23 protein-coding genes are annotated in these 25,128 nt (G+C 61.3%); 6 read left to right on the top strand and 17 right to left on the bottom strand.

Going from position 1 to position 25,128, the window contains the following annotated elements; genetic code table 11:
* Positions 1 to 176 precede the first annotated feature (176 nt).
* The 3 genes from PMI25_RS29485 to PMI25_RS14210 all read right to left on the bottom strand — a co-directional run bounded on the left by PMI25_RS29485 (position 177) and on the right by PMI25_RS14210 (position 3,862).
* Positions 177 to 785, bottom strand: a complete 609-nt coding sequence (locus PMI25_RS29485; RefSeq protein WP_007965730.1) for a hypothetical protein — start codon at positions 783 to 785, stop codon at positions 177 to 179.
* 531 nt (positions 786 to 1,316) lie between these two features.
* Entirely contained in the window at positions 1,317 to 2,489 is a 1,173-nt protein-coding gene (locus tag PMI25_RS14215) for a cystathionine gamma-synthase (protein WP_007965729.1), read from the bottom strand.
* On the bottom strand, positions 2,486 to 3,862 hold the full coding sequence (locus PMI25_RS14210) for a pyridoxal-phosphate dependent enzyme (RefSeq protein ID WP_007965728.1): 1,377 nt from the start codon (positions 3,860 to 3,862) through the stop codon (positions 2,486 to 2,488). Before PMI25_RS14210 ends, PMI25_RS14215 begins: the two co-directional genes overlap by 4 nt.
* Before the next feature lie 392 nt (positions 3,863 to 4,254).
* On the opposite strand from PMI25_RS14210, the gene metE reads away from it, so the two are divergent.
* Positions 4,255 to 6,543 (top strand): 5-methyltetrahydropteroyltriglutamate--homocysteine S-methyltransferase, encoded by a 2,289-nt coding sequence (gene metE / locus PMI25_RS14205; RefSeq protein ID WP_007965727.1) that lies wholly within the window; start codon positions 4,255 to 4,257, stop codon positions 6,541 to 6,543.
* A 125-nt stretch (positions 6,544 to 6,668) separates the two neighbouring features.
* Here metE and PMI25_RS14200 read toward each other — a convergent pair whose 3' ends face one another.
* Positions 6,669 to 7,604: a Ppx/GppA family phosphatase gene (locus PMI25_RS14200; protein ID WP_007965726.1), complete on the bottom strand. Its 936-nt coding sequence runs from the start codon at positions 7,602 to 7,604 to the stop codon at positions 6,669 to 6,671.
* Between the two features lie 296 nt (positions 7,605 to 7,900).
* Here PMI25_RS14200 and PMI25_RS14195 point away from each other — a divergent pair, with 296 nt between their 5' ends.
* Together PMI25_RS14195 and map are read left to right on the top strand one after the other, a co-directional pair.
* A complete protein-coding gene (locus tag PMI25_RS14195; protein ID WP_003225727.1) occupies positions 7,901 to 8,128 on the top strand; it encodes a ParD-like family protein in 228 nt (75 codons plus the stop codon).
* Positions 8,125 to 8,916, top strand: coding sequence for a type I methionyl aminopeptidase (gene map, locus PMI25_RS14190; RefSeq protein ID WP_007965722.1), 792 nt, complete (start codon positions 8,125 to 8,127; stop codon positions 8,914 to 8,916). Before PMI25_RS14195 ends, map begins: the two co-directional genes overlap by 4 nt.
* A gap of 112 nt (positions 8,917 to 9,028) precedes the next feature.
* On the opposite strand, the gene PMI25_RS14185 is transcribed toward map, so the two are convergent.
* From PMI25_RS14185 to ribBA, 5 genes are all read right to left on the bottom strand, one after another.
* The gene (locus tag PMI25_RS14185) at positions 9,029 to 10,183 is read right to left on the bottom strand and encodes an ABC transporter ATP-binding protein (protein WP_007965720.1); all 1,155 of its coding nucleotides are present in this window, start codon (positions 10,181 to 10,183) and stop codon (positions 9,029 to 9,031) included.
* Between the two features lie 17 nt (positions 10,184 to 10,200).
* Entirely contained in the window at positions 10,201 to 11,010 is an 810-nt protein-coding gene (locus PMI25_RS14180; protein ID WP_007965718.1) for an ABC transporter permease, read from the bottom strand.
* A 6-nt stretch (positions 11,011 to 11,016) separates the two neighbouring features.
* Positions 11,017 to 11,961 (bottom strand): ABC transporter permease, encoded by a 945-nt coding sequence (locus PMI25_RS14175; protein ID WP_007965717.1) that lies wholly within the window; start codon positions 11,959 to 11,961, stop codon positions 11,017 to 11,019.
* Positions 11,958 to 12,983, bottom strand: a complete 1,026-nt coding sequence (locus tag PMI25_RS14170; protein ID WP_007965715.1) for an ABC transporter substrate-binding protein — start codon at positions 12,981 to 12,983, stop codon at positions 11,958 to 11,960. The genes PMI25_RS14175 and PMI25_RS14170 overlap by 4 nt, the downstream gene beginning before the upstream one ends.
* 323 nt (positions 12,984 to 13,306) lie before the next feature.
* Entirely contained in the window at positions 13,307 to 14,422 is a 1,116-nt protein-coding gene (gene ribBA, locus PMI25_RS14165) for a bifunctional 3,4-dihydroxy-2-butanone-4-phosphate synthase/GTP cyclohydrolase II (protein WP_007965713.1), read from the bottom strand.
* Between the two features lie 69 nt (positions 14,423 to 14,491).
* Here ribBA and PMI25_RS14160 point away from each other — a divergent pair, with 69 nt between their 5' ends.
* Complete coding sequence (locus PMI25_RS14160; protein ID WP_007965711.1) at positions 14,492 to 14,785, top strand: DUF1330 domain-containing protein; 294 nt, start codon at positions 14,492 to 14,494, stop codon at positions 14,783 to 14,785.
* A 142-nt stretch (positions 14,786 to 14,927) separates the two neighbouring features.
* On the opposite strand, the gene PMI25_RS14155 is transcribed toward PMI25_RS14160, so the two are convergent.
* From PMI25_RS14155 to PMI25_RS14125, 7 genes are all read right to left on the bottom strand, one after another.
* Positions 14,928 to 15,491: an NUDIX hydrolase gene (locus PMI25_RS14155; RefSeq protein WP_007968637.1), complete on the bottom strand. Its 564-nt coding sequence runs from the start codon at positions 15,489 to 15,491 to the stop codon at positions 14,928 to 14,930.
* A gap of 1 nt (position 15,492) precedes the next feature.
* Positions 15,493 to 16,245, bottom strand: a complete 753-nt coding sequence (locus tag PMI25_RS14150) for a GntR family transcriptional regulator (RefSeq protein ID WP_007968636.1) — start codon at positions 16,243 to 16,245, stop codon at positions 15,493 to 15,495.
* 58 nt (positions 16,246 to 16,303) lie between these two features.
* Positions 16,304 to 16,693 (bottom strand): carboxymuconolactone decarboxylase family protein, encoded by a 390-nt coding sequence (locus tag PMI25_RS14145; RefSeq protein WP_007968634.1) that lies wholly within the window; start codon positions 16,691 to 16,693, stop codon positions 16,304 to 16,306.
* Positions 16,694 to 16,824: 131 nt separating this feature from the next.
* The gene (locus tag PMI25_RS14140) at positions 16,825 to 17,310 is read right to left on the bottom strand and encodes a flavin reductase family protein (RefSeq protein WP_007968633.1); all 486 of its coding nucleotides are present in this window, start codon (positions 17,308 to 17,310) and stop codon (positions 16,825 to 16,827) included.
* Positions 17,311 to 17,322: 12 nt separating this feature from the next.
* A complete protein-coding gene (locus PMI25_RS14135) occupies positions 17,323 to 18,804 on the bottom strand; it encodes an aldehyde dehydrogenase (protein WP_007968630.1) in 1,482 nt (493 codons plus the stop codon).
* The gene (locus PMI25_RS14130; protein WP_007968628.1) at positions 18,801 to 19,634 is read right to left on the bottom strand and encodes an alpha/beta fold hydrolase; all 834 of its coding nucleotides are present in this window, start codon (positions 19,632 to 19,634) and stop codon (positions 18,801 to 18,803) included. Before PMI25_RS14130 ends, PMI25_RS14135 begins: the two co-directional genes overlap by 4 nt.
* A gap of 31 nt (positions 19,635 to 19,665) precedes the next feature.
* On the bottom strand, positions 19,666 to 20,256 hold the full coding sequence (locus PMI25_RS14125) for an amino acid synthesis family protein (RefSeq protein ID WP_007968626.1): 591 nt from the start codon (positions 20,254 to 20,256) through the stop codon (positions 19,666 to 19,668).
* 450 nt (positions 20,257 to 20,706) lie between these two features.
* On the opposite strand from PMI25_RS14125, the gene PMI25_RS14120 reads away from it, so the two are divergent.
* Complete coding sequence (locus PMI25_RS14120) at positions 20,707 to 21,750, top strand: WD40/YVTN/BNR-like repeat-containing protein (RefSeq protein WP_007968625.1); 1,044 nt, start codon at positions 20,707 to 20,709, stop codon at positions 21,748 to 21,750.
* The gene (locus PMI25_RS14115; protein ID WP_007968624.1) at positions 21,747 to 24,131 is read left to right on the top strand and encodes an efflux RND transporter permease subunit; all 2,385 of its coding nucleotides are present in this window, start codon (positions 21,747 to 21,749) and stop codon (positions 24,129 to 24,131) included. The genes PMI25_RS14120 and PMI25_RS14115 overlap by 4 nt, the downstream gene beginning before the upstream one ends.
* A gap of 183 nt (positions 24,132 to 24,314) precedes the next feature.
* Here the strand turns inward: PMI25_RS14115 and PMI25_RS14110 are convergent, their stop codons facing one another.
* A complete protein-coding gene (locus PMI25_RS14110; protein ID WP_007968622.1) occupies positions 24,315 to 25,034 on the bottom strand; it encodes a FadR/GntR family transcriptional regulator in 720 nt (239 codons plus the stop codon).
* Between the last annotated feature and the right edge of the window lie 94 nt (positions 25,035 to 25,128).

Here is a 25,128-nt window from a genome sequence, read left to right as displayed (position 1 = left end):
TTCCTTGGTGTTGTTCTGATTTCCAGGCACAACGATCCCGCGCACTGCACAGCGGCAATGTTGGGGAGCATCGGGGGTTGCGAAGGAATATAACGCCGGTGGGCGGGGCGGTCGATTAGCACAAATGTGCTAGTGCGGCGGAGGGAGAGGCGACCCAATGGGTCGCCCCGCGCCGATTACTGAGGAGAGTTGAACTGGTCGGAATAGCTGCCGGTCATCAGCGCCGAAGCGACGCGATCAGAACCGACGCCGACGCGAGTGTAGGCATAGCGATTGGCGCCGACCTTGTCGGTGCCGTCTGAGGCCAGAGTATTGGCGCCGACATGATCGGCGCCATCGGAAGCCACTGCGCCAGCGCCAACGTGGTCGGAGCCATCGGATGCCACAGCACCAGCGCCGACATGATCGGAACCATCGGACGCCACTGCACCAGCGCCAACGTGATCAGAACCGTCCGAGGCGACTGCACCAGAGCCGACATGATCGGAACCGTCCGAGGCGACTGCGCCAGCGCCGACGTGATCGGAACCATCGGACGCCACTGCACCAGCGCCAACGTGATCAGAACCGTCCGAGGCGACTGCGCCAGCGCCGACATGATCGGAACCATCGGAAGCCACTGCGCCAGCCCCCACATGATCAGAGCCATCCGACGCCACTGCACCAGCCCCCACATGATCCGAACCATCAGAGGCCACAGCCTGCGGCTGCGCAGCCCAGACCGTTGGCAACATCACGGTCGCCGCGACCGCAAGAACGGCGCCTGATAAAAGCGTGTGTTTCATGATTTTCTCCACGACCCATCAGCCACACAGCATTCCGTTGGCCCGGGGTTGACCTGATTGGCGATTGGCACGGGCGCACGGTAACGCGCACGGGTGTCGACGTATTGCATGAAACCGCGATAGCGAACTGAAAAGTATAGATCGTTAAACACGGACCATGGCTGGCCGGGGGAGGAAGTGATAGTCGGTTAACTTCCTTGCGCAGGGGCGCTTGAAGGAAATCAGTCTAAAAACACCTGACCATCATTCGATGGATTTTGCTAGCCTCAAAGGTGTAGGCGAAGACGCAGACTGATGCGCAAGCGGATAGCAAGGGGACGTGGGGCGCGTTCCGAAGGGTACACGGTTAGAAAGATCTCCGCGCTGAGATCCAGCCCTTATGCCGTGTGAGGCAGCAAAGCACCGCTCTTTTTCCATGGTTGCTTTTGTACTGTGAGAGGCCCGATAAACCTTGTAAGCCAGAGACCAGCACTGGCCGCCTACTCGAACACCAAAGCCCGCATTGCTGCGGGCTTTGTCGTTATTGCAGGATCAGATTTTGGTCAGCGCGTAGGCCAGATCGGCGCGCAGGTCTTCGAGGTCTTCGACCCCCACCGACAGACGCACCAGGCCATCGCCGATGCCCAGTTTCGCGCGGGTGTCAGCAGGAATGGTCGCGTGAGTCATGATCGCCGGGTGCTCGATCAGGCTTTCGACGCCGCCCAGGCTCTCGGCCAGGGCAAAGATCTTCACGTTTTCCAGAAAGCGCCGTGCGCCATCCAGATCACTGTTCAGATCCACCGAGATCATCCCGCCAAAACCTTGCATCTGCCGTTTGGCCAACTCATGCTGCGGGTGCGACGGCAGGCCCGGGTAGTAGACGCGTTTGACCTGCGGTTGTTGCTCCAGCCACTTGGCCAGTTCCAGCGCGTTGCTGCAATGACGCTCCATGCGCAGCGCCAGGGTCTTGACCCCGCGCAGGGTCAGGAACGCGTCGAACGGCCCGGAAATCGCGCCGACGGCGTTCTGCAGGAAGCCGAGTTTGTCCGCCAGTTCGGCATTCTGCCCAACCACCGCGATACCACCGATCACGTCGGAGTGACCGTTCAGGTACTTGGTGGTCGAGTGCAGCACGATGTCGAAACCCAGCTCCAGCGGGCGCTGGATATACGGGCTGGCGAAGGTGTTGTCGGCGACGCTGATGATCCCGCGTGCGCGGCAGATGCGCGCAATCGCGGCGAGATCCGACAGGCTCAGCAGCGGGTTGGTCGGTGATTCGACAATCACCAGGCGGGTGTCGTCCTGCAGCGCCGCTTCGAACGCCGCCAGGTCAGTCAGATCGACGTAGCTGAAGCGATGCCCGGCACTGCGCTGACGCACCTTGTCGAACAGACGGAACGTGCCGCCGTACAGGTCGTTGCCGGAGATCACGTGCGAACCGGCATCGATCAGTTCGAGCACGGTGGAAATCGTCGCCAGCCCGGAAGCGAACGCGAACGCGCGAGTGCCACCTTCCAGATCCGCCACGCAACGTTCCAGGGCAAAACGCGTCGGGTTGTGCGAGCGCCCATAGTCAAAGCCCTTGTGTACGCCGGGGCTGTCTTGCAGGTAAGTGGAGTTGGCGTAGATCGGCGGCATCAGCGCGCCGGTGGTCGGGTCAGGCTCTTGCCCGGCATGGATCACCCGGGTCGCGAAGCCTTGGGATTTATCGTCGTGCTGACTCATGCGAGGGATCTCCGTAATTGGTTGAGCATGTCGGTGCGGGTAATCAGGCCGTGGAAGCCCGAGGCGTCGGCGATGATTGCAACGAGGCCGCGACTGAGCACCGCTTCCAGCTCGGCAAGGTTGGCACCGGGGGCGAGGGTTTGCAGTTTGTCGGTCATCACGCTGGAGACCGACTGACTGAAGCGCGCAGCGTCTTCGTGCACCGGCAGCAGGATGTCCGACTCGTCGATCACCCCGACCAGTTGTTTGCCTTCCACCAGTACCGGCAGCTGCGAAACATCGGCCAGGCGCATGCGCTGGAACGCGGTCAACAGGGTGTCATCGGGGCCGACGCTGATCACGCGGCCGTCTTCGAAACGACGAGCGATCAAATCGCGCAGGTCGCCATAGCGTTTGCGCTGCAGCAAGCCCTGATCGGTCATCCACTGGTCGTTGTAGACCTTCGACAGATAGCGCGTGCCAGTGTCGCAGACGAAGCTGACCACACGCTTGGGCTCGGTCTGTTCGCGGCAATAACGCAGCGCGGCGGCGAGCAGGGTGCCGGTGGACGAACCCCCGAGAATGCCTTCGGCCTTGAGCAACTGACGGGCGTGGTCGAAGCTTTCTTCGTCGCTGATCGAGTAGGCGTGGCGCACGCTGGTGAGGTCGGTGATCGACGGAATGAAATCCTCACCGATGCCTTCTACCGCCCATGAACCGGGGGTCGGCATCGTGCCGTCGCGGCTGTATTGCGCCATCACCGAACCGACCGGGTCGGCGAGAACCATTTCCAGATCCGGCTGCACCCGTTTGAAGAAACGGCTCAGGCCAGTCAGGGTGCCGGCCGAACCGACGCCGACCACGATCGCGTCCAGGTCATGCTCGGTCTGCGCCCAGATCTCCGGCGCAGTGCTGCATTCGTGGGCCAGCGGGTTGGCGGGGTTGTTGAACTGGTCGGCGAAAAACGCGCCGGGAATGTCTTTGGCCAGGCGTGCAGCCACGTCCTGGTAATACTCGGGATGGCCCTTGCCGACGTCCGAGCGGGTAATGTGCACTTCGGCGCCCATGGCTTTGAGATGCAGGACTTTCTCGGTGGACATTTTGTCCGGGACGACCAGCACCACGCGGTAGCCTTTGGCCCGGCCGACCAGCGCCAGGCCCAGACCGGTGTTGCCGGCGGTGGCCTCGACGATGGTGCCACCCGGTTGCAGGCGCCCGTCGCGTTCAGCGGCATCGATCATCGCCAGACCGATGCGGTCCTTGATCGAGCCGCCGGGGTTTTGTGATTCCAGTTTGAGAAACAGTGTGCAGAGGCCGGTATCGAAGCGGGTAACCTGTACCAGCGGCGTATTGCCGATCAGCCCAAGTACGGCAGGGCGTGAATCCTTTGACATTTCTTCACCTCTTGTAGTGGTGTTGATCGCGTTCCATTCGCGGGGAAAAGCTCGCGTGCAACATAGGCTTAGACATGATCCGTCGCAACCTTTAACCAGCCGCTGCGCCAGCCATTTCGATCTAACCATAGAACAGAATCGCAGCCTGCAAGCGCCCGGTTTCAGAGGGTTTACATCAAGGCGCCATCGAGTATTGAAAGGGCGTCGTGCCTGTGCTCGATAGCTTGATTCGCGGATGAATATCCTGCAGGGCAAACCGAGTTTTCAGCGGACATACGGCTGATATCTGATCATGAGGGAAACTTGTGATCATCAAGATTAAAATGAGTTTGTCTCACTAGCGCTCGATCTCGACAATGGCCGCCATCAACAAGACATTGGAGTTGTTTGTCATGGCACTGGCCCATTCCCTCGGATTTCCGCGCATCGGTCGCGACCGCGAACTGAAGAAAGCGCAAGAGGCGTTCTGGAAAGGAGAACTGAACGAGGCCGGCCTGCGTGAAGTGGGTCGTGAACTGCGCAAGGCCCACTGGGACTTGCAGAAAAACGCCGGCATCGAGCTGCTGCCGGTGGGCGATTTCGCCTGGTACGACCACGTGCTGACTCACTCGCTGATGTTCGGGGTGATTCCCGAGCGCTTCCGTCCGCATGACGGCAAGGCCAGCCTGCAGACCCTGTTCAGCATGGCCCGTGGCGTCAGCGACAATTGCTGCGTCGGTGCGCACGCTCAGGAAATGACCAAGTGGTTTGACACCAACTACCACTATCTGGTCCCGGAATTCAGCGTCGATCAACAGTTCCAGCTCGGTTGGGAACAGTTGTTCGAAGAAGTCGAAGAGGCCCGTGCCCTCGGCCATAACGTCAAACCGGTGATCATCGGCCCTCTGACTTACCTGTGGCTGGGCAAGGCCAAAGGCGCCGAGTTCGACAAACTGGAACTGCTTGATCGCCTGCTGCCGCTGTACGGGCAGATCTTCGCGCGGCTGGCCGCACTCGGTGTGGAGTGGGTACAGATCGACGAGCCGATTCTGGTGCTCGACTTGCCGCAGGAATGGAAGAACGCCTTCGAGCGAGCCTACAACCAGATCCAGCGTGATCCACTGAAAAAACTGCTCGCCACCTATTTTGGCGGTCTGGAAGAAAACCTCGGGCTGGCTGCCAATCTGCCGGTCGATGGCCTGCACATCGATCTGGTGCGTGCGCCGGACCAGTACCCGACCATCCTCGATCGCCTGCCGGCTTACAAAGTGCTGTCGCTGGGTGTGGTCAACGGTCGTAACGTCTGGCGCTGCGATCTGGAACATGCGCTGGCGACTTTGCAGCATGCGCATGAACGTCTGGGTGATCGGCTGTGGGTCGCGCCGTCCTGCTCGTTGCTGCACAGCCCGGTGGATCTGGGTCGCGAAGACCAGCTCGATGCCGAGCTGAAAAGCTGGCTGGCGTTTGCCGTGCAGAAGTGCGAGGAAGTCGCGGTGCTGGCGCAGGCGGTCAACGAGCCGGAAGCGCCGAAAGTGCTGCGCGCCTTGGCCCAAAGCCGCTCGGTACAGACCAGCCGCGCCGCCTCGCCACGTATTCACAAACCGGCAGTGCAGGCCCGTGTCGCGGCCATTACCGCGCAGGACAGCCAGCGCCAATCGCCGTTTACCCAACGTATCGCCAAGCAGCGCGCCGGCCTCGATCTGCCACTGTTCCCGACCACCACCATCGGATCGTTCCCGCAGACCGCGTCGATCCGTCTGGCGCGTCAGTCGTTCAAGCAGGGCAAGCTCAGCGAAGCCGAATACACCGAAGCCATGTACAGCGAGATCCGCCATGCGGTGCAAATCCAGGAGCAACTGGGCCTCGACGTGCTGGTGCACGGTGAAGCCGAACGCAACGACATGGTCGAGTACTTCGCCGAGCAACTCGACGGCTACGTGTTCACCCGTTTCGGCTGGGTGCAGAGCTACGGTTCGCGTTGCGTGAAACCGGCGGTGATCTTCGGTGATTTGAGCCGCCCGCAAGCCATGACCGTGGACTGGATTCGCTACGCCCAGGGCCTGACCGACAAGGTCATGAAAGGCATGCTGACGGGGCCGGTGACCATGCTGATGTGGTCGTTCCCCCGCGAGGACGTGTCCCGTGAAGTGCAGGCGCGGCAACTGGCGCTGGCGATTCGTGATGAAGTGGTGGATCTGGAGGCCGCCGGAATCAAGATCGTGCAGATCGATGAAGCCGCGTTCCGTGAAGGCTTGCCGCTACGTCGCGCGCATTGGCAGCACTATCTGGACTGGGCGACTGAAGTGTTCCGTCTGTGCGCCTCGGGGGTGCGTGACGAAACCCAGATTCACACCCACATGTGCTACAGCGAATTCAACGATGTGATCGAGTCCATCGCGGCGATGGATGCCGACGTGATTACCATCGAAACCTCGCGCTCGGACATGGAATTGCTCGACGCCTTCGAAGCCTTCGCCTACCCGAACGAAATCGGCCCGGGCGTCTACGACATCCATTCGCCGCGAGTGCCGGATGCCTCGGAGATGGCCAATCTTCTGCGCAAGGCGGCCCTGCGGATTCCGGCCGAACGGTTGTGGGTCAATCCGGATTGCGGTCTGAAAACCCGTGGCTGGCCGGAGACTGAGGCGGCGTTGGTGCATATGGTTGCTGCCGCCCGTCAGCTGCGCAAAGAACTGGCCTGAGAAGGCAACCACAAAACCCTGTGGGAGCGAGCTTGCTCGCGAAGGCAGCGTGTCAGCCGATAAGTATTTGGCTGATACACCGCTTTCGCGAGCAAGCTCGCTCCCACAATGTAGTGTGCAGGGTATCAGTGACGGCTCATCAATCCATGCAGCACACCCAGGCGCAGCCCCGGTTCCGACGGTGCCATCTGCGAAATCCCGAACACCTTGAACGCCGCCAGCATCAGCACCAGCCCACCCGGCAGGATGCTCTGACGATGCGGCTGCAAGCCTGCCAGCTTCAACTGCTGAACGTTTTTCACCTTCAGCAGCAACAGCGACAAACGCAACAGTCCGCCATAGGTAATGCCCTCCTGGCCGAAGTCATTCAAGCGATTAGCCTTGAGCACCTTCGCCAGCATCCGCGCCGTGCCGGAGGAACCAATCGTCTGCTGCCAGCCCTGCGCACGATAGCGACGGGCGACTTTCTCGAATTGCAGGATCGCCACGCGCTCGGCTTCCTGCAGCGCACCGGGTGCGATACGGCCGTCGGGGAAATAGCGGGCGCCCAGGGTGCCGCTGCCGATGGCGATGCTTTCGGTGAGCAGCGGCTGTGTGCCCTGGCCGAGAATCAGCTCGGTGGAGCCACCACCGATATCGACCACCAACCGCATGTCTTCAGCGCCCGGCAGGGAATGGGCGACACCGGCGTACACCAGTTGCGCCTCTTCATGGCCCGAAATGACGTCGATACGAAACCCCAGATGACGCTCGGCACTGTGCAGAAACAGCTGCGCATTGTCGGCCTCGCGCACGGCGCTGGTCGCCACTGCGCGAACCTTGCCGGCCTCGAAACCACGCAGCTTCTTGCCAAACCGCGCCAGCGCCTGCCAGCCCCGGTCCAGCGCCATTTCGTCCAGAGCACCGCCGTCGAAGCCCTCGGCCAACCGCACCGGCTCACGCAGGGTTTTGACCTCCTGAATCATCAAGCCTTTTCGACTGCGCACCGACTGGCCGATCATCAGGCGAAACGCATTCGAGCCCAGGTCGATGGCGGCAAACAGCGAGGCGTCGTCTTTCATGGGAATCCCTGCAAACATCCGTCGAAGGCTCAAGACGGTTTGCGAGGATTCTGCGGTGCGCTTGATGACATCCTGATGACGGGGCAGGGGCGGTTCTGTGAATTGTTGGCTGTCATGACACTGTCATTATCCGGCGACTATCCTGCTCCCAATACATCGCGTGTTCTTAAAGTTTTTGCTGCCTCTTTGGGCAGCTTTTTTTTGCCCGCGATTTGGCAAGCCGTGCGCAAGGTTTGCAATCGTGGGCGTCCCTTGGCTAATATACGATCCATATACACTTCGTATCGGATTCGGATATGGGCATCGTAAAGATTTCAGAAGACATGCACGAAAACCTGCGCATCTCCAGCAACGCGCTCAGCCGCTCGATCAACGCGCAGGCCGAGCACTGGATGCGCATCGGCATGCTCGCCGAGCTGCACCCCAACCTCGACCACAGCGCCATTTGCCGCTTGCTGATCCGCGCCGAACAGAACGGCGGGCTGGATCTGCATCAACTGACTCAGGAAGCCGTCAGCGCATGAGAAACCAGATCAAGATCAACACCCCCGCCGAAATCGCCCAGTCGCGCGCGGCCGGCAAACTCGCCGCTGAAGTGCTGGCGATGCTGGTGCCGCATGTGAAGGCCGGCGTGACCACCGATGAGCTGGACCGCCTGTGCAACGACTACATCGTCAATGTGCAAAAAGCGATTCCGGCCAACGTCGGTTATCACGGCTTCCCGAAGACCGTCTGCGCTTCGGTAAACGACGTGGTGTGCCACGGTATCCCGTCGGGCACACCTTTGAAAGACGGCGACATCGTCAACCTCGACATCGCGGTGCTCAAGGACGGCTGGTTCGGCGACACCAGCCGCATGTACGTGGTCGGCGAGACGACGCCGGAGGCGCAGCACCTGATCAAGACCACCTACGACGCCATGTGTGCCGGCATTCGCATGGTGCGTCCGGGCGCGACGCTGGGTGACATCGGCCACGCGATCCAGAGCCTGGCGGAGAAGGAAGGTTTCAGCGTGGTGCGCGAGTACTGCGGGCATGGCATCGGCAAGGTCTACCACGATGAACCGCAGATTCTGCATTACGGTTTCCCCAATCAGGGCATGAAGCTCAAGGCGGGGATGATCTTCACCGTCGAGCCGATGCTCAATGCCGGCAAGCGCCATGTGAAGAACATGCCGGACGGCTGGACCGTACTGACCAAGGATGGCTCGTTGTCGGCGCAGTGGGAGCATATGGTCGCGGTGACCGAAACCGGTTTCGAGATCCTCACGGCGTGGCCTGACGAAATTGAAGGTTTCACCCCGATCAACTGAGTGGCACCGTTGAATCGCAATCTCATGTAGGAGCTGCCGCAGGCTGCGATCTTTTGATCTTTGAAAAGCAAAATCAAAAGATCGCAGCCTGCGGCAGCTCCTGCACGGATTGTCAGTGGGAACCGGCGGCTTTGTTGAGGTCGCTTTCAGCCCATTCGGTGTAGACGCAGGCATCCGCCGTGGCCCAGCGCACTCGCACCGGATCGCCTGCCTTGAGCGGCATGCCGGCGGCGGACAGCGCTTTCACCGTCATCGAAGTACCGCCCGAAGTCACCACGCTGCAGGTCTGGCTTTCGCCAAGGAACAACACTTCCACAACCTGCGCCGACACCTCATTCCAACCCGCCGCCAACGGCTCGTCGCTCGCCTGCTGCACGCTCAGCGCCACAGCCTTTTCCGGACGCACCATCAGCAGCACATCCTGCTCGGTGTGCAACCCAGCGGTCAGTCGAATCGACAATGACTGTCCTTCAAACGAAGCCGCCGCATTGCCTTGGGCCTTGAGCTTGAGGAAGTTCGAGTTGCCGAGGAACGACGCGACAAACGCGTTCGGCGGATTCTGATACAGGTCATAACCGCTGCCTAAACCCACAATCTTGCCGTGACTGAAAATCGCAATGCGCTGCGACAGACGCATGGCTTCTTCCTGATCGTGGGTCACGTAGACGATGGTGATGCCCAAGCGTCGATGCAGTTGGCGCAGTTCATCCTGCAAGTCTTCACGCAGTTTTTTATCCAGCGCACCGAGCGGTTCGTCCATCAGCAGGATGCGTGGCTCGTAGACCAGCGCCCGGGCGATGGCGACGCGTTGCTGCTGGCCGCCAGACAGTTGCGAAGGGCGGCGATGGGCGAACTGTTCGAGCTGCACCAGTTTCAGCATCGCGTCGACACGCTTGTCACGTTCGGCGGCAGCGAGTTTGCGGATCGCCAGTGGGAAGGCGATGTTGTCGCGCACCGACAGATGCGGGAACAGCGAATAGCGCTGGAACACCATGCCGATGTCGCGCTTGTGCGGCGGCACGTTGACCAGCGACTGACCGTTGACCAGGATCTCGCCGCTGCTCGGGGTTTCGAAGCCGGCGAGCATCGACAGCGTGGTGCTTTTGCCCGAGCCGCTGGAGCCGAGGAAGGTCAGGAACTCGCCGTCCTGGATGTCCAGCGAGATGTTGTCCACGGCGGCGAAATCGCCGTAGTGCTTGTTCAGATTGCGCAGGCTGACCAGGGGTTTGTCGCTCTGCTGGGATGCGTCTTTGATCACGGCACTCATGTCGTACTCCTGGGCGCTCAGGCGCTGATTTCGTTGCGCCGGCGCAGAGCGGCGGCGATCACCATGACCAATACCGACAGGCCGATCAGCAACGTCGAAGCGACGGCGATCACCGGGGTCAGGTCCTGGCGCAAAGTGGTCCACATTTTCACGGGAAGGGTTTGCAGGGTCGGGCTGGCCATCATCACGCTGAGCACCACTTCGTCCCACGAAACCAGGAAGGCGAAGAGGGCGCCGGCGACCATGCCCGGACGGATCGCCGGGAACGTCACCTTGAACACTGCTTGCAGGCGTGAGGCGCCGCAGATCACCGCCGCGTCTTCAACCGACTGATCGAACAGCTTCAGCGAGTTGATGATCGAGATGATGGTGAACGGCAGCGCGACGATCACATGGCTGACCACAAACGCGAACATCGTCCCGGTGTAACCGAGCTTGAGAAACAGCGCGTACACCGCCACGGCGATGATCACCAGTGGCACGATCATCGGCAGGGTGAACAGGCCGTAGAGCATTTCCCGGCCGGGAAAGCGCCCGCGCACCAGGGCAAATGCGGTCGGCAAACCGAGGGCCACGGCGCAGATCGTGGTCAGCACGGCAACCTTGAGGCTGGCTGCCGCAGCGTTCATCCAGTCGGCGTTGGAGAAGAACTGGCCGTACCATTTCAGCGTCCAGCCCGGCGGCGGGAACACCAGCCACTGCGACGAGCCGAACGACAGCAGCACGATGAACACGATCGGTAGCAGCAGGAACAAACCGATCAACCCGGTGGTGGCATACAAGCCGAAACGCATCCGCCGGCTCATGGCATTGGGAGTCAGGAGCATCTCGGCTTACCTCGCGTTGCTGGCGCCAACCGGGGATTCCGGCTGAAGCTTCAGGTAGAAGTAGAACAGCACCAGCGTGATCGCGATCAGCAACGCGGCGCCGGCACTGGCCAGGCCCCAGTTGAGGAACGATTGCACCTGCTGAATGATGAACTCCGGCAGCATCATGTTCTGCGCCCCGCCGAGCAGCGCCGGGGTGACGTAGTAACCGAGCGACATCACGAACACCATCAACCCGCCGGACGCCAGGCCCGGCCGGCACAGCGGCAGGAACACCCGGAAGAAATTGGTCCAGGGACTCGCGCCGCAGATCGAACCGGCCTGCAGAATCATCGGATCGATGGCCTGCATGGTCGCCTGCAACGGCAGGACGATGAACGGGATCATGATGTAGCTCATGCCAATCACAACGCCGGTGAGGTTGTGCACCATTTCCAGCGGCTGATCGATGATGCCCAGCGCCATCAAAGCCTTGTTGATCACCCCCGAGGCTTGCAGCAAAACCAGCCACGAATAGGTGCGGGCGAGCAGGCTGGTCCACATCGACAGCAGCACGATGTTGAGGATCCAGCGCCCCCAGCCGCGCGGCACCAGAGTGATCGCCCACGCCAGCGGAAAGCCCAGCAACAGGCTGAAAATCGTCACCAGCCCGGCCACCGAAAAGGTGTTGAGCAGCACTCGCGCATACGCCGAGTTGGCGAACAGTTGTTCATAGTTGCCAAGACCCGGGGTCGGTTCGAGCACGCCGCGCAACAGCAGGCCAATCAACGGCGCGAGAAAGAACAGGCCGAGGAACAGCAGTGCCGGCGCGAGGTTGCCGGCGCCGCGCCAGCGTTGTCTGAGGGACGGGGCTTGCGCCATTGCACTGGCCTTGCCTGTGGCCGGGCCGGCAGCGCTCGCGGCGCTCCCGGTGGCAGTGGAGGGACGGGACGCAGTGGCCGCCATTTTCATTTGACCAGCCATTCGTTCCACCGTGTCGCGATGGCTTGACCGTTCTTGGCCCAGTACGCGAAATCAAGAGTGATCTGATCCTTAGCGTAGGCAGTCGGCAGGTTCGGGGCCAGCACCGAATCCAGGCGCGCCACGCTGTCGACGTTGACCGGGGCGTAGGCGGTCAGGTTGGAGAAGTCGGCCTGGCCTTTGGCACTGCTGGCATTGGCCAGAAACTTCATCGCCGCGTCCTTGTTTTTCGAACCCTTTGGAATCACCAGAATGTCGGCCATGACCAGGTTCTGTTTCCAGCTCACGCCCACCGGCGCGCCGTCTTCCTGCAGGGCGTGAATCCGGCCGTTCCAGAACTGGCCCATGCTTGCTTCGCCGGAGGCCAGCAGTTGTTGCGACTGCGCGCCGCCGCCCCACCAGACGATGTCTTTCTTGATGGTGTCGAGTTTCTTGAAGGCGCGATCCAGATCCAGCGGGTAGAGCTTGTCAGCCGGCACGCCGTCGGCCAGCAGCGCCAGTTCGAGCACGCCGGGGCTCGGCCATTTGTACAGAGCGCGTTTGCCGGGGTAGGTCTTGGTGTCGAACAGGGCGGTCCAGTCCTGCGGCTTGGCGGCGCCGAGCTTGCCTTCGTTGTAGCCGAGGACGAAAGAAAAGAAGAACGAGCCGACGCCGTAATCGCTGACGAAACGCGGGTCGATCTTGTCGCGCTGGATGACGTTGAAATCGAGGGGTTCGAGCAGGCCCTCGGAAGCGGCACGCAGGGCAAAGTCGGCTTCGACATCGACCACGTCCCATTGCACGTTGCCGCTTTCGACCATGGCCTTGAGTTTGCCGTAGTCGGTCGGGCCGTCCTGGACAACAGTGATGCCGCTCGCCTTGCTGAACGGATCGGCCCAGGCCTGTTTCTGCGCATCCTGGGTGCTACCGCCCCAGCTGACGAAGTTCACGCTTTCGGCGGCCATTGCAGCCTGGCCGGTCACGCTCAGCAGTCCCGCAAAAAAGATCGCGGTTGCAGCTTTGTTCAACACCATTTTCACGCCCTCATTGTTGTGTTTTTGAGCGGGCTTGCGTTGTTGCCCGCCTGTCGGGAGCAGTAGCCGGACGGTTTTTCAGGTCGTCCGGTCTATGGAATATCATATTATGGTATTCCAAACTTTGTGCAAGCACTTTGCCTTACCGGTTATCTGGCAGATGGGCTTTTTTGACCGCCGAAGGATTTTCGATGGGTGAAAAATTGTGGCGAGGGAGCTTGCTCCCGCTGGGTTGCGAAGCGACCCTCGCTTTATCCAGAAAAGGGGCCTGCTGCGCAGTCCAGCGGGAGCAAGCTCCCTCGCCACAGGTGATCTTCGTTTTCTCAGGAATGCTCGGTGAAGGGAATGCTCTCCACCACTTCCAGGTCATACCCGGTCAACCCCGCATACTTGAGCGGCGGCCCAAGGTGCCGCAGCTTGCCGACGCCGAGGTTCTGCAGAATCTGCGCCCCGGTACCCACCTCCGAATAGATCCGCGATTGCGAGCGGCTGAACTGCCTAGGCGGCTGAGTCAATTGCGGCACGCGCTCCAGCAATGCCTGCGACGATTCATGGTTGGCCAACACTACGACCACGCCATGCCCTTCCGCCGCGACCCGTTGCAGCGCCGCCCACAGTGTCCAGTTGCTCGGCCCGCTGTACTCGGCGCCGACCAGATCACGCAGCGGATCAATCACATGCACACGCACCAGCGTCGGCTCTTCGCGACGCAGATCGCCCATGACCATCGCCATGTGCACGCCGCCCTCGATGCGGTCTTCGAAAGTGATCAAACGAAAAGTGCCATGCACCGTCGGCAACTCACGCTCGCCGATGCGCTCGATGGTGTGCTCGGTGCTCAGGCGATAGTGGATCAGGTCGGCGATGGTGCCGATCTTGATCCCGTGCTTACGCGCGAACACTTCCAGATCCGGGCGGCGGGCCATGGTGCCGTCATCGTTCATCACCTCGACGATCACCGAGGCCGGGGTGAAACCGGCGAGGCGCGCGAGGTCGCAACCGGCCTCGGTGTGGCCGGCGCGGGTCAGCACGCCACCTTCCTTGGCGCGCAGCGGGAAGATGTGCCCGGGTTGCACCAGGTCTTCGGCGCGGGCGTCTTTGGCCACGGCAGCCGCGACCGTCCGCGCGCGGTCAGCCGCAGAAATGCCAGTGGTGACGCCGACCGCCGCTTCGATCGATACGGTGAACGCAGTGCTGAACACGCTGCCATTGCTCGGCACCATCTGCTCAAGGCCCAGGCGTTGACAGTGCTCGTCGGTCAACGTCAGGCAAATCAACCCGCGCGCCTCACGGGCCATGAAGCTGATCGCCTCAGGCGTGCAGCAGTCGGCGGCCAGCAGCAGGTCGCCTTCGTTTTCCCGGTCTTCGTCATCGACCAGCAGGACCATTTTGCCGAGGCGATAATCTTCGAGGATTTCTTCGATGCTGTTGAAGGCCATGCTGGACTCTCAGGGTTGGTTGCAAATAATATTGGTATACCATAATACAAAATCAACAAAGAGGTCACTATGAAGGCGTACTGGATTGCCCACGTGGATGTCGACGATGCCGAGCACTACAGCCAATACACCCAGCGCGCGCCGGCCGCGTTTGCCGAGTTCGGCGCGAAGTTTCTAGCCCGGGGCGGGCGCAGCGAAGCGCTGGAGGGCAGGGCTACCCCTCAGCGTAGCGTGGTGATCGAATTCGAGAGCTACGAGCAGGCACTGGCGTGCTACCACTCGGCGGCGTATCAGGAGGCGAAACGTTATCGCGAGGAATGGGCGAGGGCGGAGATTGTCATCGTCGAGGGCCTGGCGCCGTAACCCCTGTAGGAGCTGCCGCAGGCTGCGATCTTTTGATCTTGTTTTTTAAAATTACAAAGTACAAAAGATCGCAGCCTGCGGCAGCTCCTACAGGAATGTTGGGGTGTGAGGGAATATGGGGCACCGGCAGGGTGGGATGTGATCAGCGGATAAAGTGAATCTTGCCGCTGTCATCATTGCCCATGTAGATCCCATACACCCCGGCCTGACGCTCCTCAATGTAGCGCTCGAGAATCTGCCGGATCGCCGGGTAATAGATCTGCTCCCACGGAATGTCCTCGGGGGCGAAGAACTTGTAGTCCAGGGTCTCGGGGCCGAATTGGCCGGTGATCTCCAGCGCGATGGCGCGGAAGATGATGTACACCTCGCTGATCTTCGGCACGCTGAAAATCGAGTACGGCGAGACGATTTCCGCGCGCACGCCGCTTTCTTCCCAGACTTCACGCAGCGCCGCCTGCTCCGTGGTTTCGCCGCTTTCCATGAAGCCGGCCGGCAGCGTCCAGGTGCCCGGGCGTGGCGGGATCGCCCGTTGGCACAAGAGGTATTTGCCGTCCTGCTCGATGATGCAGCCAGCGATGATCTTCGGGTTGACGTAATGGATGTAGCCGCAGGCGCGGCACATCAGGCGCTCGTGCGTATCGCCCGGCGGCACCTGCTGACCGAGGTCAGGGCCACCGCATTTCGGGCAAAAGCTCGGGCTGAACATGTCAGTGACCTATGCGCGGTTCTTTCAGCGCGATGGGCAGGGTGATGTTCGGCGTGGCGCCGGTCTCTTCCTGCTTGCGCTTGAGGTAGTCGAGGGCCACGGCGGCGGCTGCGCGTACGTGATCGACACAGGCCTGATGCGCCGCCAGCGGATCACCGCTCTTGATCGCCTCAACCATTTTTTCCATTTCGTGGTTACTCGCGCCGCGCCGGTTTTCCTGGGACACCGAGGTCGCCCGCAGGTAGCTGATGCGCGCCTGCAACTGGCGCAATTGAGTGGCCGCAACGTGGTTGCCCGAGCCTTCGAGCAGCACGTCGTAGAAGCCCTGCACCGAGTCGATCACCTGCTGCAGTTCGCCGTCCTTGAGCGCCTTGCGGTTCTCGTCGAGGGCTTTTTCCAGGGCCTTGATGTCCTTGGCCTTGGCGCGCAGGGTGAACAGCTGGACGATCAGGCCTTCGAGCACGCAGCGCAGCTCGTAGATGTCGACCGCATCGGCGAGAGTGATGATCGCCACCCGTGGGCCTTTGGCATCGGCAAACTCGACCAGGCCTTCGGACTCCAGGTGACGCAAGGCTTCGCGTACCGATGTGCGGCTGACACCGAGGCGATCGCACAGATCGCGCTCCACCAGACGATCGCCGGGCATGAGCTGGAAATTCATGATCGCGCTACGCAGTTTATCCAGCACGATTTCGCGCAGGGTAACGGGGTTGCGATTGACCTTGAAGCTGTCGTCGAGTGGCTGGCGTTTCATGGGGTCCGCTCTTTACTGTGGCTGTCCATGCCAGACGGGCATCAAAACAGCCGAGGGGTTAACTGGAGGCCTCGGCGTCGGCTTCGGCGAAGGCTTCACGGGCGAGCCGGAAACTGTCCACGGCTGCCGGGACGCCGCAATAAATACCGACCTGAAGCAGAATTTCGCGTATTTGCTCACGACTCAGGCCGTTACGCAAGGCGCCGCGCACATGCAGCTTGAGTTCGTGCGGGCGGTTGAGCGCCGAGATCATCGCCAGGTTGATCATGCTGCGCTCCTTGAGCGACAAACCCTCACGCCCCCAGACGTGGCCCCAGCAATATTCGGTGACCATTTCCTGCAGCGGGCGGGTGAAGTCATCGGCGTTCTCGATCGAGCGCTGCACATAGGCTTCGCCCAGCACCTGGGTGCGGATCTTCAGGCCTTTTTCGTACTTTTCGTTACTCATATTCTTCGGCTCACCTCAATCCCTGTGGGAGCTGGCTTGCCAGCGATAGCGGTGGTTCAGTCAGCATTGATGTTGAATGTTCCGACGTCATCGCTGGCAAGCCAGCTCCCACAGGGTTTTGCATTGTTCTTTCAAGCAAGGGTTGGCAACGGCCCGAGCTTGCCCTTGTGATAAATCATCGGCGTCACCGGTTGCTCGGGCAGGATCAGGTTCTTCACCGCGCCGACAATGATCGCGTGATCACCACCGTCGTATTCACGCCACAACTCGCATTCGATGATTGCCGTGGCCTTGGCGAGGATCGGGTTACCGAGTTCGCTCAAATGCCACTGGATGTCTTTGGCCTTGTCCTTGCCTTTACCAGCAAAGGCATAGGCTTCAGCGGTCTGGTCGGCGGACAGCAAATGGATCGCGAATTTCTTGCTGTCGCGCAGCACCGGGTAGGTGTCGGAGGCGTAGTTGGGGCAGAACAGCACCAGCGCCGGATCAATCGACAGTGCGCTAAAGGCACTGGCGGTGATGCCGACGATGGCGCCCTCCGGGTCGAGGGTGGTGACCACCGTGACCCCGGACGGAAACGAGCTCATGACGTCTTTGTAAATGCCGGGTTCGATCATGTCGCAGGACTCCTAGCGCATCACAAACGGATCAGGCATCGGCGCCTGAGAGAGGTTGATCCACACCGTTTTCAGTTCGGTGTAGGCCAGCACCGAATCGATGCCGCTTTCGCGTCCATAGCCACTGTTCTTGAAGCCGCCGATCGGCGCCATCGCCGACACCGCACGGTAAGTGTTGACCCAGATGATCCCCGAGCGCACATCCCGCGCCAGACGATGAGCGCGACCGAGATCGCGGGTCCAGATACCGGCGGCAAGGCCGAACTGCGAGTCGTTGGCGATCGCCAGCGCTTCGGCTTCATCTTTGAAGCGAATCACCGACGCCACCGGGCCGAAGACTTCTTCCTGCATGATCTTCATCGAATTGCGGTCGCACTCGAACAGCGTCGGCTCGTAGAACCAGCCGTCACCGAGGTTGGCCGGACGCTTGCCGCCGGTGCGCAACCGCGCGCCTTCAGCGATGGCATCGGCGACCAGACCTTCGACTACCGCCAATTGCTGCGCGGTGGCCATCGGGCCCATTTCGCTGTGGTCTTCCTGCGGGTTGCCGATGCGGATGCGCTGGGCGCGTTCGACCAGGCGGTTGACGAACTCGTCGTAGATTTCGTCCTGCACCAGTAGGCGTGAGCCGGACACGCAGCTCTGGCCCGAGGCCGCATAGATCCCGGCAATCGCGCCGTTGATCGCGCTGTCCAGATCGGCGTCGGCGAAGATGATGTTCGGCGATTTGCCGCCGAGTTCCAGCGACAGCTTGGCGAAGTTCTCGGCGCTGCTGCGCACCACATGCCGGGCCGTGGCCGCGCCGCCGGTGAAGGCGATCTTGCGGATCAGCGGATGGCGGGTGAGGGCGGCGCCGGTGCTCGGGCCGTAACCGGTGACGACGTTGACCACGCCTGGCGGAATCCCGGCTTCGAGGGCCAGACGTGCCAGCTCAAGGATGGTCGCCGAGGCGTGCTCGGACGGCTTGATCACAATGGTGTTGCCGGCGGCAAGGGCCGGCGCCAGTTTGATCGCGGTCAGGTACAGCGGGCTGTTCCACGGAATGATCGCGGCAACCACACCCATGGCTTCGTGCACGGTGTAGGCAAACAGGTCGGGCTTATCCAGCGGCAGGGTGCCGCCTTCGAGCTTGTCGGCGAGGCCTGCGGTGTAGTGGAAGAACTCCGGCAGATAACCGACCTGACCACGGGTTTCGCGGATCAGTTTGCCGTTGTCGCGGCTTTCCAACTGCGCCAGTTGTTCCTTGTTTTCTGCGATCAGGTCACCGAGACGCCGCAGCAGTTTGCCGCGGGCAGTGGCGGTGAGGCCGCGCCAGGCCGGGCTGTCGAAGGCAGTCTGCGCCGCTTGCACGGCGCGTTCGACATCGGCTTCATCGGCGTCGGGCAGTTCGGCCCAGGCTTGCGCGCTGGCCGGGTTGAGGCTTGTGAAAGTCTTGCCGGAGAGGGCGTCGACCCATTCTCCGCCGATGCACATCTGGAAGCGTGCGAGTGTCATGCAACGATCCCCTTTATATGGTTTTGTCGGGAGTGTGCGTAGTCGAGAAATTCCAGCAGCGTCTGGTTGACCAGGCGCGGCGACTCTACCGGCATCATATGCCGTTGCTCGGGCAGCACCGCAACCTTCGCACCGGGAATGCGCCGGGCCAGTTGCTCGGCCATTTCCGGGGTGGAACCGGGGTCGAGTTCGCCGGTGGCGATCAGCGTCGGCGCCTGTATGCTGCCGAGGTCGTCGGCGCGGTACATGTCCTGGGTGGCGAACAATTCGTAGGTGGTCAGGTAGCCTTGCGGATCATTGCCGGCCAGGGTCTGACGAATGGCCGCGATCTGCGCCGGGTTGGCCGCCTGATATTCACGGCTGAACCAGCGTGACAGCGCCGCTTCGGCGTTGGCGTCCGGGCCGTGTTCAGCGGCCTGCGCGGTACGGGCGATGACGCCGGCACGCTGCTCTTCGCTGCGGTTGAACACGCTGTTCAGTACCACCAGGCTTTGCAGGCGCTCCGGGTAGTGCAGGGCAAACGCCCGCGCCACCAGGCCGCCCATGGAGAAACCGATCACCGCTGCCTCGGGCAGATTCAGGTGATCGAGCAGCTCCAGCAACTGATCGGCATAACCGAGCAGGCCGGTGCCGCTGGCCGGTCGCGGGCTGTCGCCATGGCCGAGCATGTCGTAGGCGATCACCTGGTATTGGGCAGACAGGCCAACGATCTGGCCGCCCCACATTTCTTTGTTCAGGCCCACGCCGTGGATCAAGACCACGGGCTGGCCTTGGCCGGTCGCCAGGTAACTGGTGCCAGCCGGGGTGAGTTCAGCGGTGAGCCGAATCATGGAGCGCTCCTGCAATGCCTTTTTATTGTGATTACTGGGCTTTTTCGGCGGCCAGTTCTTCCAGATCGATGTAGCGGTTGCCGATGCGCGGGTGCAGGCGACCACCGTCGGCGCAACCGAGCACCACGACGATTTCGTCGGCACGCGGCGCGTCTTCGATCTGCATTTCCAGGGTGATGTAGTGCGAGCGCAGCCCTTCGTCGTCCTTGTGCATCATCGGGATCTGGATCGAAGTGCCCGGGCCGCCGCGCTTGTTGGTGAAGCTCAGGTAGCTCTTGGCCTTGACCGCTTCGCGGTAGTGGTTACCGAAACGCAGGGTGTGGATTACGGCCGAGGCGTGTTCGATCTCGCCGTCGGCGCCGACCACTGCCGCTTTGCCGTAAGCCTCGATCTTCTCGGCGCCACCAATGATGCCCACCAGCCGCTCGACCATCATGGCGCCGAGGTCGGAGCAGTTGGCGCGGATCTGCGGTTTCAGATCCTCGACGAAGCCGTTGCCGACCCACGGGTTCTTCATCACCACGGCCAGCCCGACCATGGTCACTGGCTTGTCAGTGGCCTTGCCGCCTTCGATGAAGGTTTCTTCGACATAGCTGACGATCTTGCGAATTTCGAAACTCATGAGCTGCTCCGTAGGGGGATTGAGAGTGTCTGTGCGTCTGATGGTATACCATAATACCGATCATGCAAGTCCCCCCGATAACTTTTGCCGCATCACTCCGGCGAATGGTCATGTATTCAAATCCCAAAGCCACCACCAACCCCTGTGGGAGCGAGCTTGCTCGCGAAGAGGCCCTTTCAGTCGACATCTTCATTGCCTGACCCAGCGCATTCGCGAGCAAGCCCGCTCCCACAGGGGAATTCCTTTGTTACAGGGAGCCGCTTTCGGTTAACAAAAGATAACGTGGCGCCGATTGTCAGACGTTTCCAAAGCCCGATAGGATGAGCCAGCTTCCCAAGGCGCTCTGGACTGCGGGTTTCACGGCTATGCTTGTGACCCATCAGTCACCACGAGCACCCTTGCGGCGCCCTAAGGCCCAATGGCCTAACAATAATAAATAGGGGAAGGTCTATGAGTCGTTGCCGCCCGCCGGCGTTACGCAACACCGCGTTGCTGGCCACAGCACTCACTCTGCTGGGCTGTGCTGCCTTGTCGGCACCCGCGCTGGCCGCCGAAGCGCCGGCCGACGGGGTGTATTCCACCGAATCGGCCAAAGCCGCCAAAAGCCTGATACTCGATGTTGTCCACGCCGGCACCCGCCTGGTGGCGGTCGGTGATCGCGGGCACATTCTCTATTCCGATGACCAGGGCAAAACCTGGACTCAAGCCAAAGTGCCGACCCGGCAACTGCTGACGGCAGTGTACTTCGTCGATGACAAGCACGGCTGGGCGGTGGGGCACGACGCGCAGATCCTCGCCAGCGAAGACGGCGGCCTGACCTGGAGCAAACAGTTCGAAGACCTCAAGCGCGAAGCACCGCTGCTCGACGTCTGGTTCCAGGACGTCAACCACGGCGTCGCCGTAGGCGCCTACGGGGCCTTGCTGGAAACCACCGAAGGCGGCAAGAACTGGCAGGATGTAAGCGACCGCCTCGACAACCAGGATCAGTTCCACCTCAACGCTATCGCCGCCGTCAAGGACGCTGGTCTGTTCATTGTCGGCGAGCAGGGCAGCATGTTCCGCTCCCCGGACTGGGGCCAGACCTGGGAAAAACTCCAGGGTCCGTACCAAGGCTCGCTGTTCGGCGTGATTGGCACCGCCCAGGCACAAACCCTGTTGGCCTACGGCCTGCGCGGCAACCTCTATCGCTCCAGCGATTTCGGCAGCACCTGGCAGCAGGTCGAACTCAAGGCCGCGCGCGGTGCGCTGGAGTTCGGCCTGTCCGGCGCCACGCTGCTCGCCGACGGCTCGATCGTGATCGTCGGTAACGGCGGCTCGGTGATCAGCAGCAGCGACAACGGCGAAACCTTCAGCGTGTTCAATCGCCCGGACCGCATCTCGCTGTCCTCGGTGACAGCGGCCGGCGACGGCAATCTGATTCTGACCGGGCAGGGCGGCGTGCACACCACGCAGCCAAACGGCGCCGAAATCAATAATAAGAAGGCGGGGCTATGACTTCCTTGATCACTCCTCAGCAGGACAAAGCGACGCTCCTCGAACGTCTGATTTTCAACAACCGCCCGGCCGTGATCCTGATCTGCCTGGTGGTCAGCATTTTCCTGTTCTGGCAAGCCACGCTGATCCGCCCGTCCACCAGTTTCGAAAAAATGATCCCGCTCAAGCATCCGTTCATCGAGAAGATGATGGAGCACCGCAACGATCTGGCGAACCTGGGCAACACCGTGCGCATTTCGGTGGAAGCCAAGGACGGCGACATCTTCTCCAGGGAGTACATGGAGACCCTGCGGCAGATCAACGACGAGGTGTTCTACATCTCCGGCGTCGACCGCTCCGGCCTCAAGTCGCTGTGGAGCCCGAGCGTACGCTGGACCGAAGTCACCGAAGAGGGTTTTGCCGGCGGTGAAGTGATCCCGCAGAGCTACGACGGCTCGCCAGACAGCCTCGACATGCTGCGCAACAACGTCCTCAAATCGGGGCAGGTCGGGCGACTGGTGTCCAACGACTTCAAGTCGAGCATCGTCGACATCCCGCTGCTGGAGTCCTACCCGGACCCGCAGGATCAGGGCAAATTGCTCGCGCTGGACTACCGCCAGTTCTCCCATGAACTGGAAGACAAGATCCGCAACAAGTTCGAAGCGCAGAACCCCAACGTCAAGATCCACATCGTCGGCTTCGCCAAGAAGGTCGGTGATCTGATCGACGGGCTGGTGATGGTGGTGATGTTCTTCGGCATCGCTTTCGTCATCACCCTGATCCTGCTGCTGTGGTTTACCAACTGCCTGCGCAGCACCGTCGCGGTGTTGAGCACCACGCTGGTGGCGGTGGTCTGGCAGCTCGGGCTGATGCACTTCTTCGGTTTCGGGCTGGATCCGTATTCGATGCTGGTGCCGTTCCTGATCTTCGCCATCGGTATTTCCCACGGCGTGCAGAAGATCAACGGGATCGCCCTGCAATCGAGTGAGGCGGACAACGCCCTGACTGCGGCGCGGCGCACTTTCCGGCAACTGTTCCTGCCGGGGATGATCGCGATTCTCGCCGACGCCGTGGGCTTCATCACCTTGTTGATCATCGACATCGGGGTGATCCGCGAGCTGGCGATCGGCGCGTCCATCGGCGTGGCGGTGATCGTGTTCACCAACCTGATCCTGCTGCCGGTGGCGATTTCCTATGTCGGCATCAGCAAGCGCGCGATTGCCAAGAGCAAGAAGGACGCCAATCGCGAGCATCCGTTCTGGCGCTTCCTGTCGAACTTCGCCAGCCCGAAAGTCGCACCGGTTTCCATCGCTCTGGCGCTGATCGCCTTTGGCGGCGGCCTCTGGTACAGCCAGAACCTGAAAATCGGCGACCTCGACCAGGGTGCACCGGAGCTGCGTCCGGACTCGCGCTACAACAAGGACAACAACTTCATCATCAACAACTACTCCACCAGTTCCGACGTGCTGGTGGTGATGGTCAAGACCGCCACCGAAGGCTGCTCGCGCTACGAAGCCATGGCGCCGATCGACGAACTGATGTGGAAGATGCAGAACACCGAGGGCGTGCAGTCGGCAATCTCGCTGGTGACCGTGTCCAAGCAGATGATCAAGGGCATGAACGAGGGCAACCTGAAATGGGAAACCCTGTCGCGCAATCCGGACGTGCTGAACAACTCGATCGCCCGCGCCGACGGCCTGTACAACAACAGCTGTTCGCTGGCGCCGGTGTTGATCTTCCTCAACGACCACAAGGCCGAAACCCTCGACCGTGCGGTACACGCGGTGCAGGAATTCGCCAAGGCCAACAACAAGGACGGTCTTGAATTCATCCTCGCCGCCGGTAACGCCGGGATCGAAGCGGCCACCAATGAAGTGATCAAACAGGCCGAGCTGACCATTCTGGTCCTGGTGTACATCTGCGTGGCGGTGATGTGCATGATCACCTTCCGCTCGTGGGCGGCGACCCTGTGCATCGTCCTGCCGCTGGTGCTGACCTCGGTGCTGGGCAACGCGCTGATGGCGTTCATGGGCATCGGCGTCAAGGTTGCGACCCTGCCGGTGGTGGCGCTGGGCGTGGGGATTGGCGTGGACTACGGCATCTACATCTACAGCCGACTGGAAAGTTTCCTGCGCGCCGGGCTGCCGTTGCAGGAAGCCTATTACCAGACCCTGAAATCCACCGGTAAAGCAGTGCTTTTCACCGGTCTGTGCCTGGCCATCGGCGTGTGCACCTGGATCTTCTCGGCGATCAAGTTCCAGGCCGACATGGGCCTGATGCTGACCTTCATGTTGCTGTGGAACATGTTCGGTGCGCTGTGGCTGCTGCCGGCGCTGGCGAAGTTCCTGATCAAGCCGGAGAAGCTGGCGGGGCAGAAGGGCAACTCGCTGTTTGCCCACTGATCCGGATGGCTGAAACGACAAAGCCGCAACCTTTGGGGTTGCGGCTTTTTTTATCCCGCGAATTTCACACAATCCATTGTAGGAGTGAGCCTGCTCGCGATAGCGGTGTGTCAGTCAGTGATTCTCTACCTGATAGACCGCTATCGCGAGCAGGCTCACTCCTACAAGGGGAATTGTGCTGTGTCAGGAGAGTTCAGTGCCGAGTACTGCACTAAGAGCACTGCGCGCATCATCCAGTTGAACCAGCGTCGCGTGGCGGGCGCCAAGGGCATCACGGTTCTCGATCGCGGTGAGAATCGCCTTGTGCCGAGGCAACGCCAGTTCATGCAGATTCGGCCGCTGGTTGGAATGCTTCAACGCTTCGGCAATTGCCACCGAGAGCATGTTGCACAGGTTCGCCAGCAGATCGTTATGGGTCGCGTCAGCGATGCGGCTGTGGAAGTCCAGATCCGGCTGCAGCAATGCTTCCGGGGTCGGTGCGGCTTCCATACGCTGGTAAGCCTCGCCGATGGCCGCGATGTCGGCCTCGGTTGCATGCTGGGCGGCGAGGGCGGCGGCGGCCGGTTCGATGATGCTGCGCACGCTGGTCAGCACATTGAAGAATTCATTCTGCGGGCTGCTTTGCATCAGCCAGTGCAGCACGTCCGGGTCGAGCATGTGCCACTCGCGGCGGGCCTTGACCACCGTGCCGACGCGCGGTTTGGAGTACACCAGTCCCTTGGCCACCAGCACTCGCGTGGCCTCGCGCAACACCGGCCGGCTCACCGCGTATTCCTCGCACAACAGCGCTTCGGCGGGCAGTTTGTCGTCGGGCAAAAAGCGTCCGGAGACGATCTGCATGCCCAGTTCCTGGACAATGCGCGAGTGCATGCTTTTGCGGTCGGAAGGTTTGCGGTAATCCATGGGGAACGGCGCGATCCTGAGCGATGGAGATGCCGCGCATCATAGCAGGCGTGGCGCATTCTTGAGGCGGGTAAAGAACAACTGTGGGAGCGAG

It is taken from the genome of Pseudomonas sp. GM30 (genome assembly GCF_000282275.2).
Lineage (GTDB): Bacteria > Pseudomonadota > Gammaproteobacteria > Pseudomonadales > Pseudomonadaceae > Aquipseudomonas.
Note: the sequence above shows the minus strand (reverse complement) of the source record. Positions and strands in the feature narration are given on the sequence as shown.